The following is a 17,388-nucleotide window of genomic DNA, read 5'->3' as shown; positions in this document are numbered from 1 at the left end:
CGTCCTCTGTAGGGAGTTGAAATCATGGCCCCAAGCGCCATGAGCCGTGGCAAAGACAACTGGATCGCCTCTCTCTCCGAAACCCAGCCGGTCCCGTACTGGCTGGAAGACCCCGGCAAGCCACCCGCCGAGCCCGCCCTCACCGGCACCGAGACCTGTGACCTGCTGGTCGTCGGCGGCGGCTACAGCGGGCTGTGGACCGCGCTGAACGCCAAGGAGCGCGACCCGCGGCGCGAAGTGGTGCTGCTGGAAGGCCGCGAGGTGGGCTGGGCCGCCTCGGGCCGCAACGGCGGTTTCTGCGCCGCCTCCCTCACGCACGGCCTGCCCAACGGCCTGGCCCGCTGGCCCGGCGAGATCCACAGACTGGAGGAGCTGGGCCGGCGCAACCTCGACGGGATCGAGGCGGCGATCGCCCGGCACGGCATCGACTGCGACTTCGAACGCACCGGCGAGATCGACGTCGCCACCGAGACCTACCAGGCCTGGGAACTGCGCGACTGGCACCGGGAGCTCCAGGAGAAGGGGCTCGCGGACGGCATCGAGTTCCTGGACGCCGACGCCGTGCGCGAGCAGGTGAACTCACCCACCTTCCAGGCCGGCCTGTGGGACCGCCGGGGCGTGGCCATGCTCCACCCGGCCAAGCTGGCGTGGGGCCTGAAGAAGGCCTGCCTGAAGCTCGGGGTGCGGGTGTACGAGCACACACCCGCCCTGACCCTGAAGAGCTACGGGGCCGGGATGGCCGTACGCACCCCGTACGGAGCCGTCCGCGCCCGCAGGGTCGCGCTCGGCACGAACATCTTCCCGAGCCTGCTGCGCCGCGTGCGGTCGTACACCGTCCCTGTCTACGACTACGCCCTGATGACCGAGCCGCTGACCGCGGAGCAGCTCGCGTCGATCGGCTGGAAGAACAGACAGGGCCTCGGGGACTCGGCGAACCAGTTCCACTACTTCCGGCTGTCCGCCGACAACCGCGTCCTGTGGGGCGGCTACGACGCGATCTACCCCTACGGCGGCCGGGTCCGCGCCGAGTACGACGACCGGCCCGAGACGTACGCCAAGCTCGCGGGCCACTTCTTCACGTGCTTCCCGCAGCTGGAGGGCGTCCGCTTCACCCACGCCTGGGGCGGCGCGATCGACACCTGCTCCCGCTTCTCGGCGTTCTTCGGCACCGCCCACCAGGGCCGCGTGGCCTACGCGGCGGGCTACACCGGTCTGGGCGTCGGCGCGACCCGGTTCGGCGCGGACGTGATGCTCGACCTGCTGGAGGGGGAGCGCACCGAGCGGACCGAACTGGAGATGGTCCGCAAGAAGCCGCTGCCGTTCCCGCCGGAGCCCTTCGCCTGGACGGGCATCGCCCTCACCAAGTGGTCCCTGGCCCGCGCGGACGCCCACGGGGGCCGCCGGAACCTGTGGCTGCGGACGATGGACCGGCTGGGACTGGGCTTCGACAGTTAGTCACGGGCTGACCCGGATCGCCGCAACAAGTCGCCCGAACCCGCGTAATGCTCCCCGGAGACCTCCCTCTCCCTCGTGACGCGACCGCGTCCACGACAGAAAGGGAGGTCTCCTCATGACTGGGGCGAAGGCGGCGGTCGAATGGCTGGCATCCGTCGCACCGGACCCCGAGGCCTGTCGCTGGGAGTGGGAGCGCAACCCCCTCGGGGTCGCGCTGCTGCCCGCCGGCAAGGCGTGGGACGTCCTGATCCTGCCGGGTGCCCTCGGCTTTCCGACCCTCGACGTGCTCACCCGGATCCTCGACCAGGTCGGCCCCGTGCTCGTCGACGTCGACGACGACCGGGTCGGGTTCCTCGTGCCCCCGGGCACCGCGGCCCGCTGGCTCGGCACCGGGATCAGGGCCGCCGGGGCCGGCACCTGGATCGTCGTGCCGTATCCGGGCCGGGCGACCCGGGGCGTGCGCTGGCTGGTGCCGCCGGACGGCTCGGGCACGCTGACCGACCCGGCGCTGCTGGAACTGGCGATGCACGAGGCGGCGGCGGGGGCGGCACGGGAGAGGGGCGAGAACGGGTAGCGCCCCGACACCTTGACAACTGGATTGGTCTGGACCAAGTTGTGTGCGCTCCGCCCCTCCAACTCCCCGGCACCCGGAGGCCCTTGTGGACCGCGCCAGACGCCCCAGATCCGCCCTCGCCGCGCTCACGGCCGCACTGCTGGCCGTGCCCGGCATCACCGCGCTCTCGTCGGCCGCCCGCGCGGCCGACGCGGACGTCGTGGTCAACGGCGGCTTCGAGTCCGGTCTCACCGGCTGGACCTGCACCGCCGGTACGACCGTCAGCTCACCCGTGCACAGCGGAAGCGCGGCGCTCCAGGCCACCCCGGCCGGCAGCGACAACGCCCAGTGCTCCCAGACGGTGACCGTCCAGCCGAACGCGCAGTACACCCTGTCCGGTTACGTCCGCGGCTCCTACGTCTACCTCGGCGCGAGCGGCACCGGCACCACCGACGTCTCCACCTGGACCCAGTCCGCCCCCGACTGGCAGAAGCTGAGCACCACCTTCCGCACCGGGGCGGCCACCACCAAGGTCACGATCTACACCCACGGCTGGTACGGCACCGGCGCCTACAACGCCGACGACCTCACTCTCGTCGGCCCTGGCGGCAGCGGCACCACACAGCCGCCCGCCGCCCCGACCGGCCTGAGGACCACCACCGTGACCTCGTCCTCGGTCGGTCTGTCCTGGTCCGCGGTGACCGGCGCGACCGGCTACGCGGTCTACCGCGACGGCACCAGGGTCCAGACCGTGACCGGCACCTCGGCCACCGTCTCCGGCCTCACGGCCTCGACCGCGTACAGCTTCCAGGTCAGCGCGGTGAACGACGCCGGCGAGTCCGCGAAATCGGCGGTCGTGACCGCGACGACCAGCCCCGGCGGCGGTGGCGGCGGCTCGTCCGACCTGCCCGCCCACGCCCTCGTCGGCTACCTGCACGCCAGCTTCGCCAACGGCGCCGGCTACACCCGCCTCGCCGACGTCCCCGACAGCTGGGACGTCATCGATCTGGCCTTCGGCGAGCCCACCTCGGTCACCTCCGGGGACATCCGCTTCAACCGCTGCCCGGTCACCGAGTGCCCGAACGTGGAGAGCGACGCCGACTTCAAGGCGGCCGTCAAGGCCAAGCAGGCCGCCGGCAAGAAGGTCCTGATCTCGATCGGCGGCCAGAACGGCCAGGTCCAGCTCACCACGACCGCGGCCCGCGACACCTTCGTCTCCTCCGTCTCGAAGATCATCGACACCTACGGCCTCGACGGCCTGGACATCGACTTCGAGGGCCACTCGCTGTCCCTGAACGCGAACGACACGGACTTCAGGAACCCGACCACCCCCGTGATCGTGAACCTTATCTCGGCGCTGAAGACCCTGAAGGCCAAGTACGGCGCGAATTTCGTGCTCACGATGGCCCCGGAGACCTTCTTCGTGCAGAACGGTTACCAGTACTACGGCACCGGCAAGTGGGGCGGCCAGGACCCCCGCTGCGGCGCCTACCTCCCGGTCATTCACGCCCTCCGCGACGACCTGACCCTGCTGCACGTCCAGGACTACAACTCCGGCCCGATCATGGGCCTGGACAACCAGTACCACTCCATGGGCGGCGCCGACTTCCACATCGCCATGACCGACATGCTCCTCACCGGCTTCCCGGTCGCCGGCGACCCGAACAACGTCTTCCCGCCGCTGCGCCCCGACCAGGTCGCGATCGGTATGCCCGCGTCGACCAACGCGGGCAACGGCTACGTCTCCCCGTCCGAGGTCACCAAGACCCTGGACTGCCTGACGAAGAGGACGAACTGCGGCTCGTACGCCACCCACGGGACCTGGCCCGCGCTGCGGGGCCTGATGACGTGGTCGGTGAACTGGGACCGCTACGCGAACTGGGAGTTCCAGAAGAACTTCGACGCGTACTTCGGCTGAGCACGAGGGACAGGGCGGCCAGCAGCACCGTGCTCAGGCACCAGCTCGCCACCACGTCCAGCGGCCAGTGCCAGCCGTGGCGGACCAGGCCGTACGACACCCCGAGGACGAGGGCCGTGCACCCCGCGACCAGGACGCGGCGGGCCGCGGGGGAGCGGAGCCAGGGCAGGAGGAGCAGGGTCGCGGAACCGTACGCGACCGCGGCCGTCGCCGTGTGACCGGACGGGAAGTAGCCGGTCCCCGGGGGCACCACCGGTGTCCCCGGCCGGGCCGTCCACTCCTTCAGCGGGACGACGACCGCCGGGACCAGCGCCATCAGCACAACCGCTGCGAGCGGCGGCAGCCACCACCGCCCGGCACCGGCGGCCCGGCCCCGCCAGGCCACGTACCCGAGGGCCACGGCGAGCACGGGGAGGGCGACCTGGACGTTGCCGAGGTCGGAGAGCAGCTGGGAGAACCGGTCCGGGTGGACGAGGGCCCGGCTGGCGTCCGCGTCCAGCCGGAGCAGCGGCCCGTCGGCGACGACCTGCCAGGTGACGAGGGCGAAGACGACCGCCGGGAGGACCAGGAGCAGCATGGGCCCAGCTTGGCAGACGGTCGCGGGGAAGGAGGTCGGCCGCCCCGGAACAGGGGGGGTGGTTCCGAGGCGGCCGTCCGGACCGGAACGTCGCGCGCCCCGGGGGGTTTGGGGCGGCGACCGTCCGATCGGTGAGGAGATCCCGGAGCCGTCAGGCGCCGGTTGTGTGCGCGAGGGCACGACCAGGTCGAAGCTGGGGAGGCCCCGGCCCGGTGTCCGCCCGCGGTCCCCCGCGGGCGGGTGTATCTCTCATCTGTGGAGAACCTACGGCAGGCGACGGCGCTTTGGCAGACGGAATCCGCTCCCGTCATCCACCCCGCACACCTTCTTCACACGGCCTGCCGCAGGCGCCTTCAGAGGTGCGGACCCGGCGCTCAGATGCGCGGGCTCAGATGCGTGCGAACCCCTGCTCGATGATGTCGAGGCCCTCGTTCAGCAGGTCCTCGCCGATGACGAGCGGCGGCAGGAAGCGGAGCACGTTGCCGTAGGTGCCGCAGGTCAGGACCAGCAGGCCCTCGGCGTGGCAGGCCTTGGCGAGCGCCGCGGTGGCCTCCGGGTTCGGCTCCTTGGTGGCGCGGTCCTTGACCAGCTCGATCGCGATCATGGCGCCACGTCCGCGCACGTCACCGATGATGTCGAACTTCTCGGCCATGGCGGTGAGGCGCCCCTTCATGATCTCCTCGATGCGCTTGGCCTTGCCGTTGAGGTCCAGCTCCTTCATCGTCTCGATGGCGCCGAGCGCACCGGCGCACGCGACCGGGTTGCCGCCGTACGTACCACCGAGCCCACCGGCGTGCGCGGCGTCCATGATCTCCGCGCGGCCGGTCACGGCGGCGAGCGGCAGACCGCCGGCGATGCCCTTGGCGGTGGTGATCAGGTCCGGGACGATGTCCTCGTCCTCGCATGCGAACCACTGCCCGGTCCGGCAGAAGCCGGACTGGATCTCGTCGGCGACGAAGACGATGCCGTTGTCGGCGGCGAACTGGCGGATGGCCGGCAGGAAGCCCTTGGCGGGCTCGATGAAGCCGCCCTCGCCGAGGACCGGCTCGATGATGATCGCGGCGACGTTGTCCGGGCCGACCTGCTTGGTGATCTGGTCGATGGCCTGCGCGGCGGCCTCCGGGCCGGCGTTCTCCGGGCCGGTCGGCCAGCGGTACGCGTAGGCGACGGGCACGCGGTACACCTCGGGTGCGAACGGCCCGAACCCGTGCTTGTACGGCATGTTCTTCGCCGTCAGCGCCATCGTGAGGTTGGTCCGCCCGTGGTACCCGTGGTCGAACACCACCACGGCCTGCCGCTTGGTGTACGCACGCGCGATCTTGACGGCGTTCTCGACGGCCTCGGCACCGGAGTTGAACAGCGCGGACTTCTTGGCGTGGTCACCCGGGGTCAGCTCGGCGAGCGCCTCCGCGACCTCCACGTAGCCCTCGTACGGGGTGACCATGAAACAGGTGTGGGTGAAGTCGGCGAGCTGGGCGCTCGCGCGGCGCACCACGGCCTCGGCGGAGGCGCCGACGCTCGTCACGGCGATGCCGGACCCGAAGTCGATCAGCCGGTTGCCGTCGACGTCCTCGATGATCCCGCCGCCCGCGCGCGCGGTGAACACGGGCAGCACGGAGCCCACGCCCTGGGCGACCGCGGCGGTACGGCGGGCCTGCAGCTCCTGCGACTTCGGGCCGGGGATGGCGGTGACGACGCGGCGCTCCTGCGGAAGTGCGGTCATGGGGGCTCCCTGATGATCTTGCGTACCGGGCGGTCCCGGGCGGTTCCGGGCGGTGCGTTTTCGGACGCATACCTTCTTTTCTCGCAGGCTAAGACCGGTTCCGGGGGGTGGGCATGCTCCATGTGGGCGTTGTTAGCGATCCCCGTTGTCCGCCGTGGACATAGCCCGGCCGGGCGGGTACGGCTCCTTACGGCCACGTAAGCGGTGAACTCCCCCTGCCGGGGCGTTAGATTGACTCGCTGACGACGGACGGAACGGCTGGTCAGGGGGCAAGGTCGATGGACAGCGACGCGCCGCGCGACACCCGCGGCACCCACGCGAACCCGCTACCGCGGCCTATGGCGGCGCCGGAGGGGGTGGGGGTGCCGCCGATGCCGCCCGGGGCGCCGCCGATGCCCGACGGGTCGGCCTTCCTGACGTGGCTGCGCGCTCCCAGGCCGCAGGCGGCGCCGGGAATCTGGCGATTCCGCTATCGACCACGGCCGGAGGTCGAACCGAAGGAGACACCCACGCGGCAATTGCTCGGTGGGGCCGTGATCGCCCTCTTGTGCGGGTGGCTGCTGTGCTCTCTGCTGTGGAACGGCTACCTCGGCGGCTTCTGGCAGTGGCCGTGGTACGTGCTCGCGCCGGATTCCTGGGTGAAGGGCGAAGCCGGCCAAGTGGGCGGGGCCGCATCGTGGCTGTACACGTGGTTGGTCTTCGGTGCGATCTTCGCGTTGTTCGGAAAGATCGGGCACTGGGGTGAGCTCTGGCGCCGTTACGGTGCTCCCCTTCTGCGCGCCGCCGTGCCCGCACTGCGTTCGGCCGTGCCTGCCGGTCGCGGCACCATTCCCACCTCCGATGCACCGCCCACCCCCGAACAAGACCCCGCCGAATGGCCCCAGCTGCGGCAGGCGGGGGCTCATGAGGCTGCTGCGCGGCTTGCCGGTGAGGCGAAGGCCGGGCTCATGCGGGATGTGGATCACGCGCGGATCAGCAGGGCCTGGCAGGGCGTGCGGTCGGGCCGGCACAGCCTGGCCACCTTCACCGGCGCCGTGCTGAAGGACGGCGCCGCCGCCTGCCCGCACCCCTCGGGCGAGCGCGACCTGCCCGCGCGGCACGCGCGCCACGATCTGCTCACCGGACAGGTCCGCCTCGGGACCACCGCCGACGATCCCCGCAACCCCTACCACTACCGCGGCGCGGGCCTCGCCCTCGGCCCCGATCTGCTCGGCACCTCCCTGCTCGCCGTCGGCCCGGCCGGTTCCGGGAAGACCGGTGCCGTGGTGCGGCCGCTCGCCGAGTCCCTGTGCCTGCACGCCCTGGCCGGCCGCGCGTCGGTCGTGGTGGTCGGCGCGGCGGGCGCCGGGCTCGGCCCGGCCGAGTCCTACGACGTCGTCGTCCGCGTCGGCCACCCGGAATCCGTGTACGACCTCGACCTCTACGGCGGCACCACCGACCCCGACGAGGCCGCCACCATACTCGCCGAGGCCCTCGTCGGTGACCTCGCGGACCCGCACCCCGGCAGCGACAGCCGCCGCTCCACCACCGTCCTCGCCCAGTTGCTCGGCCCGTTCCGCGCCGTCCACGACCGCTTCCCGTCCGTACCGGAGCTGCGGCAGCTGCTCGACGGCGCCCCCGGCCCGCTGGCGGCGCTGCGCAAGGGCCTGACCGACACCGGACACGCATCCCTGCTCAGGGAACTCGACGCCCGGGAGCGGCAGATGGCCCACCCGGGCGACGTCGGCACGGTGCTCGCCGACCGGATCGCCCTGCTCGACCGGCCCGCCTTCGCCACCTTCTTCGACACCTCAGGACAGAGCCGGCCGTTCTCCCTGAAGGCTCTCGACCACCCGGTCCGGGTCCGCATCGACCTGCCCCAGCGCGGTCACGCCGACGCCTCCCGGATCCTGGCCCGGCTGGTGCTCGCCCAGTTCACGGCCTCCGTGACGGTGCGGGAGGACCGGTCGCTCTTCGCCTGCCTGCTGCTCGACGACGCCTCCGGGGTCGTCACCCCGGAGGCCGTACGCGGCATCCAGCGGCTGCGCAGCGCCAACGCCGGCACGGTGCTCACGCTGCGCACCCTGGACGACGTACCCCGTCAGCTGCGCGGGCCGCTGCTGGGCGCCACGGGCTGCCGGATGGCGCTGTCCGGGCTCACCCCCTGGGACGGTCAGGACTTCGCCGAGGTGTGGGGCAAGGAGTGGACCGAGACCCGGGACGTCACCGACCGGCAGATCATCGCCGAGACCCCGGCCGGCAAGGCCGTGCACATGCTGCGCCGGGTCATCACCGGCCAGGCGCCCACCGCCCGTGCCGTCACCGTGCGTCAGGTCGAGCGGGAGCGGTGGTCGGCTTCCGAGTTGGCTCATGGGGTGCCGCCGGGGCACGCCGTGTTGTCGTTGACCACCGTGGAGGGGGAGCACGCGCCGCCGTTGCTGGTGGATCTGCGGGGGTGAGGGGCCAGCGCGGGATCGTACGGTGAGGCAGAATCGGGGTGGGCCGTTCATACACGGCGGCCAAAAGATCACCGGGATCGACGGATCTCCCTCACCGTGAAGGCCCCATGCCCCCGACTCTCGCCTCGCTCGTCCACCACTCCGCGCTCAAGCTGACCGTGCGCGCGGGCGAGGACCGTCTGGACGTGCCCGTCCGCTGGGCGCACGTCAGCGAGCTGGCCGACCCCGTCCCCTACATGGAGGGCGGCGAGCTGCTGCTGATCACCGCGCTCAAGCTGGACGCGGAGGATCCCGAGGCCATGCGGCGGTACGTGCGGCGGCTGGTGGGCGCGGGGGTGGTCGGGCTGGGGTTCGCCGTCGGGGTCAACTACGAGGAGATCCCCGCCGCCCTCGTCGGCGCCTGCGCGGAGGAGGGACTGCCGCTGCTGGAGGTGCCCCGCCGCACCCCCTTCCTCGCCATCAGCAAGGCCGTCTCCGCCGCCATCGCCGCCGACCAGTACCGGGCGGTCACGGCAGGCTTCGCCGCCCAGCGCGAGCTGACCAAGCAGGCGCTGAACGCCGGCCCGGAGGGGGTGCTCGGCGCGCTCGCCGCCCAGGTGGACGGCTGGGCCGCGCTGTACGACGCCTCGGGCGCCGTCGTCGCCGCCGCGCCGGAGTGGGCCGGCCGCCGCGCCACCCGGCTCACCACCGAGGTGGAACGGCTGCGGGAGCGGCCCGCGCCCGCGTCCTCCGTCGTCGGCGGGCCCGAGCACGAGGACCGGGTGGAGCTGCACAGCCTCGGCACCGGCCGCCGCCCGCGCGCCGCGCTCGCCGTGGGGACGGCCGCCACGCTCGGCACCGCCGAACGGTACGCCGTCCACTCCGCCATCGCGCTGCTCACCCTCACCACCGAGCGCTCCCGCTCCCTGCACGCGGCCGAGCAGCGCGTCGGCGCGGCGGTGCTGCGCATGCTCCTCGCGGGCCAACCCGACCATGCCCGGGCCGTCGCCGGGGACCTGTACGGCGGGCTGCTGGACGCCCCGTTCCGGCTGATCGTCGCCGAGTCCGGGTCCGGCCCGGCGGGCGAACCGCTGGGCGAGCTCGCGGAGACCGTGGAGAGCGCGGCGGCGCGGGCCGGGGAGGCCGTACTGGTCGTGCCCGAGGGGGAGCGGCTGGTGGTGCTGGCCGCCGACGAGGGCGCGGCGGTGGCCGCCTGTGTCGATCACGCCGCGGCGCGGGAGGCCGACCGGGCGGTGGCCGAGCAGGGGCGGACGGAGGAGGACACGCTGGTCGTCGGCCTGTCCGCGCCCGCCGGGCCGATCGCGGCGGCGGCCGCGTACAAGCAGGCCGAGCAGGCCCTGTCGGTGGCGCGGCGGCGGGGCCGGGTGTTCGTGGAGCACGAGCAGCTGGCCGCCGGGTCGGTCCTCCCGCTGCTGGCCGACGACGCGGTGAGGGCGTTCGCCGACGGGTTGCTGCGGGCGTTGCACGAGCACGACGCCACCGGGCGGGGGGATCTGGTCGCCTCGCTGCGGGCGTGGTTGTCGCGGCACGGGCAGTGGGACGCGGCGGCGGCCGACCTGGGCGTGCACCGGCACACCCTGCGCTACCGGATGCGCCGGGTGGAGGAGATCCTGGGGCGCAGCCTGGACGATCCCGATGTGCGGATGGAGCTGTGGCTCGCCCTGAAGGCGACGTCCACGGAGTGAAGGGGATCACCGAGGAGCGCCGAGTAGTCCAATCAGTAGTGCACGGTCCGTCCACTGCTACGACTCGGACAAACGCCCCCCGGCCGCCCCCGCCCTACCGTGGACCACGCAAGCCAAGCGACACACCCCCAACGCGGAAGGGCCGGGACTCGTACATGACTTCCACCCATGCCTTCTGGCTCGCCGGCCGCCAGGCCACCGGCGAGGACACCTTCGACGTCACCTCCCCGTGGGACGGCCGGCTCGTCGGCAAGGTCAGCGTGCCGACCGACGCCCAGGTCGAGGAGGCCGTGGCCGCCGCGTACGCCGTCCGCGAGGACTTCGCCGCCACCCCGGCGCACGTCCGCGCCGCCGCTCTCGACCACGTCAGCAAGCGGCTGGCCGAGCGCACCGAGGAGATCGCCCAGCTGATCTCCGCCGAGAACGGCAAGCCGGTCAAGTGGGCCCGGGGCGAGGTGGGCCGTGCCGTCTCGGTGTTCCGGTTCGCGGCCGAGGAGGCCCGGCGGTTCAACGGCGGCGAGGCCCAGCGGCTCGACACCGACGCCGGCGGCCAGGGCCGGCTCGCGCTCACCCGCCGCTTCCCGAAGGGTGTCGTGCTCGGCATCGCGCCGTTCAACTTCCCGCTGAACCTGTGCGCCCACAAGGTCGCCCCGGCCATCGCCGCCGGCGCCCCGATCATCCTGAAGCCGGCCCCGGCCACCCCGCTGTCCGGCCTGATCATCGGTGACCTGCTCGCCGAGACCGACCTGCCGGCCGGGTCGTGGAGCATCCTGCCGGTGCCGAACGACAAGATGCCCGCCCTGGTCCAGGACGAGCGCCTGCCGGTCATCTCCTTCACCGGTTCCGAGAAGGTCGGTTACGCGATCATGGACTCGGTGCCGCGCAAGCACTGCACGCTGGAGCTGGGCGGCAACGGAGCCGCGGTCGTCCTCGGCGACTACGCCTCCGACGCCGACCTGGACTGGGCCGCGACCCGCATCGCGACCTTCTCCAACTACCAGGGCGGCCAGTCCTGCATCTCGGTGCAGCGCGTGATCGCCGACGCCTCCGTGTACGACCGGCTGCTGCCGCGGATCGTCGCCGCCGTCGAGGCCCAGGTCACCGGTGACCCGTCCGACCCGAAGACCGACGTCGGCCCGCTGGTCAGCGAGGACGCGGCCAAGCGCGTCGAGTCCTGGGTCAAGGAGGCGGTCGAGGCCGGCGCCACCCTGCTCACCGGCGGTGACCGTGACGGCGCCTCCTACGCGCCGACCGTGCTCACCGACGTACCGGCCGGTGCGACCCTCTCCTGCGAGGAGGTCTTCGGGCCCGTCCTCACCGTGCAGAAGGTCGACGGCGAGGCCGAGGCGTTCGCCGCGGTCAACGACTCCAAGTACGGCCTCCAGGCGGGCGTGTTCACCCACGACCTCCAGGTCGCCTTCCGTGCCCATCGCGCCCTGGAGGTCGGCGGTGTGGTGATCGGCGACGTCCCGTCCTACCGCGCCGACCAGATGCCGTACGGCGGTGTCAAGCAGTCCGGTGTGGGCCGCGAAGGCGTGCGGTTCGCGATGGAGGACTACACCTACGAGCGCGTGCTGGTCCTCACCGGCCTCGCGCTCTGACCTGCCACGGACAGGTCAGGAACAGAACGGCCGCAGCCCACTGTGCGGGGGCTGCGGCCGTTCGCCGTTTTCTCTCGCCGGGGCAATCCGGAAGGGCTTCGCGGACGTACAGGAAGTAGGGCCGCACCCTGAGGGAAGAAGGAGGGCCATCATGCGAGCATCACGCGCGAGGCGCCTCTTCGCGGCGTCCGCGGCCGGCCTGGTGATGGCCGGCGGCGCCGCGATCGGTGCAGCAGGCACGGCTTCGGCGGCAGCCCCTGCCGTCCCCACCCGGGTCACCGGCGACTGGTGCTGGGGCCACCACGACTGGAACTGCTTCGGTCATCACTCCGGCCACGGCTTCGGTCATCGCTTCGGCCACGGCTTCGGTCATCGCTTCGACCACGGCTTCGATCACCGGTTCGGCAACGGAGGCATCGTGATCATCGTGGTCCGCTAGCGGTGACAGGGCACGTCCCCCGCATCCCGGCACACCGAAGGGGTCCGGCGCCGCTGCCTTCCGGCGCCGGACCCCTGCCGGGTGCCGGTCTCCTCCGGACCCTCAACCGGAGAAGCCGACGTGCGCGAGCCGCAGCGGGCCGCGCAGCCTGAGGCGGACGTCGTGGACGCCGTCGGCGACCAGCCCGGCGGTCACGTCCGTGTACGCGTACGGGCCGTCCGTGGGCGCGTCCAGGGTGAGCGCCGCCAGCACCGGGCCGCCGTCCAGGGCGAGTTCCAGGGCGCCCTCGCCCGCCATTCGAGCGGTCACCTCGCGCACACCGGTACCGAAGTCACAGGCGCGGTAGATCAGTTCGGCCGTGCCGTCGTGGGCCGGGGTCACCGCGTCGCCCACCGTCCTCGTCCGGTCCACGATCGCGACGCCGGACTGCTCGTCGAAGCCGGCGCCGGCCAGGCCTCGTTCGAGCACCGGACGGGGGGCCGGGGGCCGGCCGTCGACGTGCAGAGTCGTCCGCAGGCGCACGTCCTCGCTGGACGCCCCCAGCAGCAGTTCGTACGGGCCCTCCTCCAGGCGCCATCCGTCCTCGGCCACGTCCCAGAACTCCAGTGCGGAGAGCGGCACTTCGAAGGAGACGGCGGCGGTCTCGCCGGGGTCGAGCGTGATCCGGCGGTGCGCCAGCAGCTCCCGGCGCGGGCGGGGCACCGACGGGTCCACCGCCCGGCCGTAGAGCTGGACCACCTCGTCCGCCGTCCGGTCGCCGGTGTGGGTGACCGTGCAGCGGACCCGCACCGAGCCCGCCGCCACGGTGGCCGCCATGTCCGCATAGGCGAAGGACGCGTACGACAGGCCGTGACCGAACGGGAAGAGCGGCGTGCCCTCGAAGTAGAGGTAGGTCTGGCGGCCGCCGATCACGTCGTAGTCCAGCAGGTCGGGCAGGTCGGCGTCGGAGGCGTACCAGGTCTGGGGCAGGCGGCCGGCCGGGGAGACGTCACCGGCCAGCACCCGGGCCAGCGCCGTGCCCGCCGCCTGGCCGCCGTGCGCCGTCCAGAGCGCGGCCGGCAGCCGGGCCGTGTCCACCGCGTACGGGTACGCCGACACCAGCACCAGCACCGTGCGCGGGTTGGCGGCGCGGGCCGCGCGCAGCAGCCGTAGCTGGTGCTCCGGCAGCAGCAGGGTCGTACGGTCCTCGGTCTCCCGGCCGTTGATGTGCGGGTCGTTGCCCGCCACCACCACGACGACGTCCGCCGTGCCCGCCACCCGGGCCACGGCCTCCTCGCCCCGCTCGGCCGTGACGACCTCGAAGACGTCGCCGGTGTCGGCAACCTTCACACCGTCGGCGGCGACCCGCACATGACGACCCGTGCCCAGGTGCTTGAGGAGGTGACCGCCACGGTGCGGTTCCAGGCGGAACGTCTCCTGGACGACCCAGCCGCCGGGCTGGTCGGCGGAGGCGCGCAGGTAGCCGTCCTCGGCGACCGAGAGATAGCGGCCGTCGGGGGCGCGCAGCGTCAGCACGCCCTCGCCCCAGTCGGCCAGCGCGAACTCGCTGCCGGTCGCCTCCGTGGTCAGCGGCGGCAGATCGGTGCGGCCGGAGAGCAGCGCGGGGTCCAGCGCGCCCTCGGCGCCGCGCGCCCGGTCGGGGGCCTCGGCCGGCGGCACGGACAGGAACGCGCCCGCCGCCGTGCGCAGCCGGACGCGGTCCACGCCCTCCGCGAACGCCACCCGCTCCGCGCCGAACCGCTCGTACAGGCCCTCCAGGGGAGTGGAGCGGTGGATCAGGGTGCCGCTGTACCAGTCGAGCTTGCACTCGTCGGCGAGCAGGCCGACGACCGCGATCCGGGTGCCGGGGGCCAGCGGCAGCGGGCCGTCGTCGTTCTTCAGCAGGACGACCGCCTGCTCGGCGGCCTCCCGTGCCAGCTCCCGGTGGGCGGGGGTGTCGAACGCGGCCGTGGCCGTGTGCGGGTCGTGGCGGGGGTCGAACTCGCCCAGCCGGAAGCGGACGGAGAGCTGGCGGCGGACCGCGGCGTCGAGGTCCGCCTCCGTCAACAGGCCCTGGTCCACGGCCCCCTTGACCCGCGCGGTGATCAGGGAGGGGTCCGTGCCGTGGTCGGTGAAGCTGTCCACGCCGGCCAGCAGGGCCGCCGCGGTGGCCTCCTCGTGGCTGTCGAAGTAGTGCTCGGCGTCGACCAGGTTGGAGGGCGCGCCCGCGTCCGAGCAGACCAGCAGTTCCTCGTCGGTCCAGGTGCGCAGATGCTCGCGCAGGTACGGGGAGACGTGGTTGGGGCGGCCGTTGACCAGGTTGTAGGCGGGCATCACCCCGGCCACCGCGCCCGCCTCGACCGTCTCCTTGAAGGCGCGCAGGTCGTACTCGTGCAGGACGCGCGGGCGCACGGACGCCGACGAAGTGGCCCGGTCCGTCTCGTTGTTGTGCGCGAGCCAGTGTTTGAGCACGGGCGCGGTGCGCCAGTACAGGGGATGTTCGCCGCGCAGGCCGTGGGTGTACGCCGTGGCGATGGCCGAGGTGAGCTTCGGGTCCTCGGAGTAGCCCTCCTCGTTGCGGCCCCACAGCGGGTGGCGCAGCAGGTTGACCGTCGGGGACCAGACGTTGAGGCCGACCCGGTCGTCGCGGGCGCGCATCGCCCGCGCCTCCCTGGACACCGCCTCCCCGACGCGCCGCACCAGGTGCGGGTTCCAGGTCGCGCCGAGGCCGACAGCCTGCGGGAACACCGTCGCCGGGCCCATCCAGGCCACGCCGTGCAGGGCCTCCTGGCCGGTCCGCCAGGCGGAGATGCCGAGCCGTTCCACGGCGGGCGCGTACTGGTGCAGGAAGGAGATCTTCTCGTCCGGGGTGAGCCGCGTGAGCAGGTCGTCGATGCGCTTCGCGAACGGCAGGTGCGGATCGCGGAAGGGTGGAGTGGACGGCGGGTCGACGGTCACGAGAGGTTCCCCTTGCGGACGGAGCGAGGCGACGCTTTCGAAGCGCTTCGATGCTCAGTCGACCGGAGCGGCAGTGTCAAGGTGCCGGACCGTAACAGGACCGACTTTCCACCGGCACGGCACGGGATGACCAACTCCTGCACGGGGTTCGGGAGATCGGCAGGAATCTTGGGAGCGACCCTTGTGCGCCCCCACGTGTTCACTTAACCTCGCAGCAACTTCGAAGCGCTTCGACTGCCTCGACCGCCTGTGACGGCAGCGCGCTTCCGCTCAGCCGGATCCACTGAAGACACCGCAGCCGACGGCCCACCCGCCGGGTGTCCTGGTGCGCCATGAAGGGTTGACGCAATGACGCCGAACGCCGCCTCCGCCTCCTCCGCGCCCAGCCGGAGAAGCTCCCCCAGCAGGAGGAGCTTCCTCGTCTCCACCGCGGTCGCCGCCGCGGCCGTGGCCGGCGGGACGCCGCTGCTCACCGCCTGCGGCGGCGGGCAGGAGGGCCGCAAGGAAGGCACCACCTCCGGCAAGGCGGCGCGCAAGCTCCTCCCCGCGTACGTCGCGTCGAGCGTCGTCGCCCCCGACATCCCCGCGAAGAACGGCTCGGCGGCCGGCTTCACCAAGGCCGTCGCCCTCGACCGGCTGAAGACCTCCGTACCGAAGAAGCTCGGCAGCGGCGGCGAGCTCACCGTCATGGCCCCGCTGTGGGGCACCCCACCGGACAACGACAACCCGTACTACCGGGCCATGAACGAGGCCATCGGCGTCCGGACCCGCTGGCAGAACCAGGACGGCAACACCTACGACGAGAAGCTCGGCGCGGTCCTCGCCTCCAGCGACATCCCGGACGTCGTGGTCGTCCCCGGCTGGAACCTGATGGGCAAGATCCCCAGCGCCATCAACGCCAAGTTCGCCGACCTCGGCCCCTACCTGTCCGGCGACAAGGTCAAGGACTACCCCAACCTCGCCGCCGTGCCCACCGACGCCTGGCAGCGCTCCATCTTCGGCGGCCAGTTGCGGGCGATCCCGCTGCCCGCCCCCTACGTCACCAACATCGCGCCCTTCTACCGCAAGGACGTCTTCGACAAGCGCGGCTGGCAACCGCCCAGGACCACCGACGAGTTCCTGGACTGGGCGAAGGAGGCCACCGACGCCAAGGGCGGGGTGTGGGCCTGCGCCGACATGAAGTGGACCGCCTTCAACGCCTTCGGCGTGCTCAACGGCAGCGACAAGGCGCTGTGGTGGAACCTCCAGGGCGGCAAGCTGGTCAACCGGATCGAGACCGAGGAGTACCTGGAAGCCCTGGAATGGGCCCGCAAGCTGTTCGCCGCCGGTGTCGTCCACCCCGACGACAAGGCCGGCAAGACCGCCAACCCGGCCGGTGTCCGCTTCACCGCCGGCAAGCTCCTCGTCTACAACAACGACCTCTCCGACTGGTTCGGCAAGACCTCCGAACAGCGCACCCAGAACCGGGACTTCGAGATGGCCGCCATGGACGTCTTCACCCACGACGGCGGCGACCCGCTGTTGTGGGCGGTCCAGCCCTCCAACATCTTCACCTTCGTCAACAGGAAGGCGTCCGAGCAGAAGATCAAGGACTTTCTCGCCATCGCCAACTTCTGCGCCGCCCCGTTCGGCACCAAGGAGCGCCTGCTCGCCGAATACGGCGTCGAGGGCACCGACTTCACCCTGGACAAGGGCGTGCCCACCAAGACCACCAAGGGCGTCAACGAGGTCCTCGGCGCCTTCGACTACACCGGCAAGCCCGCCGCGTACGTCGCCCACCCCGACCTCCCCGAGATCACCCGGGGCATGGTCGAGTGGCAGCAGCGCATGGGCGCCTTCACCAAGAAGTCCTCCTTCTACGGTCTCACGATCACCGAACCCAGCCGCTGGTCCAACCTCGCCGACGACTTCGAGCAGCTGGAGGACGACGTCGTACGCGGCCGGAAGAAGATCGGCGACGTGCAGCGGGCGGTCTCCGACTGGAAGAAGCAGGGCGGCGACGACCTGCGCGACTGGTACCGCAAGCTGCTCGACTCCACCGGCTCGGCGAAGTGACCAGCAC

The 17,388-nt window shown here is 72.2% G+C and carries 10 protein-coding genes and 1 pseudogene; 8 read left to right on the top strand and 3 right to left on the bottom strand.

Annotation, left to right across the window (positions count from 1 at the left end; genetic code table 11):
- The first annotated feature begins 24 nt into the window (after nt 1-24).
- The 3 genes from C3492_RS08435 (at nt 25) to C3492_RS08425 (ending at nt 3,926) form a co-directional block, all read left to right on the top strand.
- Nucleotides 25-1,455, top strand: a complete 1,431-nt coding sequence (locus C3492_RS08435; RefSeq protein WP_103811127.1) for an FAD-binding oxidoreductase — start codon at nt 25-27, stop codon at nt 1,453-1,455.
- A gap of 115 nt (nt 1,456-1,570) precedes the next feature.
- On the top strand, nt 1,571-2,029 hold the full coding sequence (locus tag C3492_RS08430; RefSeq protein WP_103811126.1) for a hypothetical protein: 459 nt from the start codon (nt 1,571-1,573) through the stop codon (nt 2,027-2,029).
- Nucleotides 2,030-2,114: 85 nt separating this feature from the next.
- The gene (locus tag C3492_RS08425) at nt 2,115-3,926 is read left to right on the top strand and encodes a chitinase (protein WP_103811125.1); all 1,812 of its coding nucleotides are present in this window, start codon (nt 2,115-2,117) and stop codon (nt 3,924-3,926) included.
- Here C3492_RS08425 and C3492_RS08420 read toward each other — a convergent pair.
- A pseudogene (locus C3492_RS08420) lies at nt 3,868-4,503 on the bottom strand (phosphatase PAP2 family protein); the annotation flags it as partial. The gene C3492_RS08425 and the pseudogene C3492_RS08420 sit on opposite strands and share 59 nt — an antisense overlap.
- Nucleotides 4,504-4,891: 388 nt before the next feature.
- A complete protein-coding gene (gabT, locus tag C3492_RS08415) occupies nt 4,892-6,226 on the bottom strand; it encodes a 4-aminobutyrate--2-oxoglutarate transaminase (protein ID WP_103811124.1) in 1,335 nt (444 codons plus the stop codon).
- A gap of 278 nt (nt 6,227-6,504) precedes the next feature.
- Here gabT and C3492_RS08405 point away from each other — a divergent pair, with 278 nt between their 5' ends.
- The 4 genes from C3492_RS08405 (at nt 6,505) to C3492_RS08390 (ending at nt 12,389) form a co-directional block, all read left to right on the top strand.
- Nucleotides 6,505-8,664 carry an ATP-binding protein gene (locus C3492_RS08405; protein WP_181140266.1) on the top strand — a complete coding sequence of 720 codons (2,160 nt, stop codon included), beginning with the start codon at nt 6,505-6,507 and terminating at the stop codon, nt 8,662-8,664.
- A gap of 107 nt (nt 8,665-8,771) precedes the next feature.
- Nucleotides 8,772-10,349 carry a PucR family transcriptional regulator gene (locus C3492_RS08400; RefSeq protein WP_103811121.1) on the top strand — a complete coding sequence of 526 codons (1,578 nt, stop codon included), beginning with the start codon at nt 8,772-8,774 and terminating at the stop codon, nt 10,347-10,349.
- A 155-nt stretch (nt 10,350-10,504) separates the two neighbouring features.
- Nucleotides 10,505-11,950: an aldehyde dehydrogenase family protein gene (locus C3492_RS08395; protein ID WP_103811120.1), complete on the top strand. Its 1,446-nt coding sequence runs from the start codon at nt 10,505-10,507 to the stop codon at nt 11,948-11,950.
- Nucleotides 11,951-12,101: 151 nt separating this feature from the next.
- Nucleotides 12,102-12,389, top strand: a complete 288-nt coding sequence (locus C3492_RS08390; RefSeq protein WP_103811119.1) for a hypothetical protein — start codon at nt 12,102-12,104, stop codon at nt 12,387-12,389.
- Nucleotides 12,390-12,491: 102 nt separating this feature from the next.
- On the opposite strand, the gene C3492_RS08385 is transcribed toward C3492_RS08390, so the two are convergent.
- Nucleotides 12,492-15,326 carry a glycoside hydrolase family 3 C-terminal domain-containing protein gene (locus tag C3492_RS08385; RefSeq protein ID WP_103811118.1) on the bottom strand — a complete coding sequence of 945 codons (2,835 nt, stop codon included), beginning with the start codon at nt 15,324-15,326 and terminating at the stop codon, nt 12,492-12,494.
- Between the two features lie 348 nt (nt 15,327-15,674).
- On the opposite strand from C3492_RS08385, the gene C3492_RS08375 reads away from it, so the two are divergent.
- Nucleotides 15,675-17,381 (top strand): extracellular solute-binding protein, encoded by a 1,707-nt coding sequence (locus C3492_RS08375; protein WP_103811117.1) that lies wholly within the window; start codon nt 15,675-15,677, stop codon nt 17,379-17,381.
- Nucleotides 17,382-17,388: the final 7 nt, after the last annotated feature.

This window comes from Streptomyces sp. Ru62, from assembly GCF_002920615.1.
Classification (GTDB): Bacteria; Actinomycetota; Actinomycetes; order Streptomycetales; family Streptomycetaceae; genus Streptomyces.
Note: the sequence above shows the minus strand (reverse complement) of the source record. Positions and strands in the feature narration are given on the sequence as shown.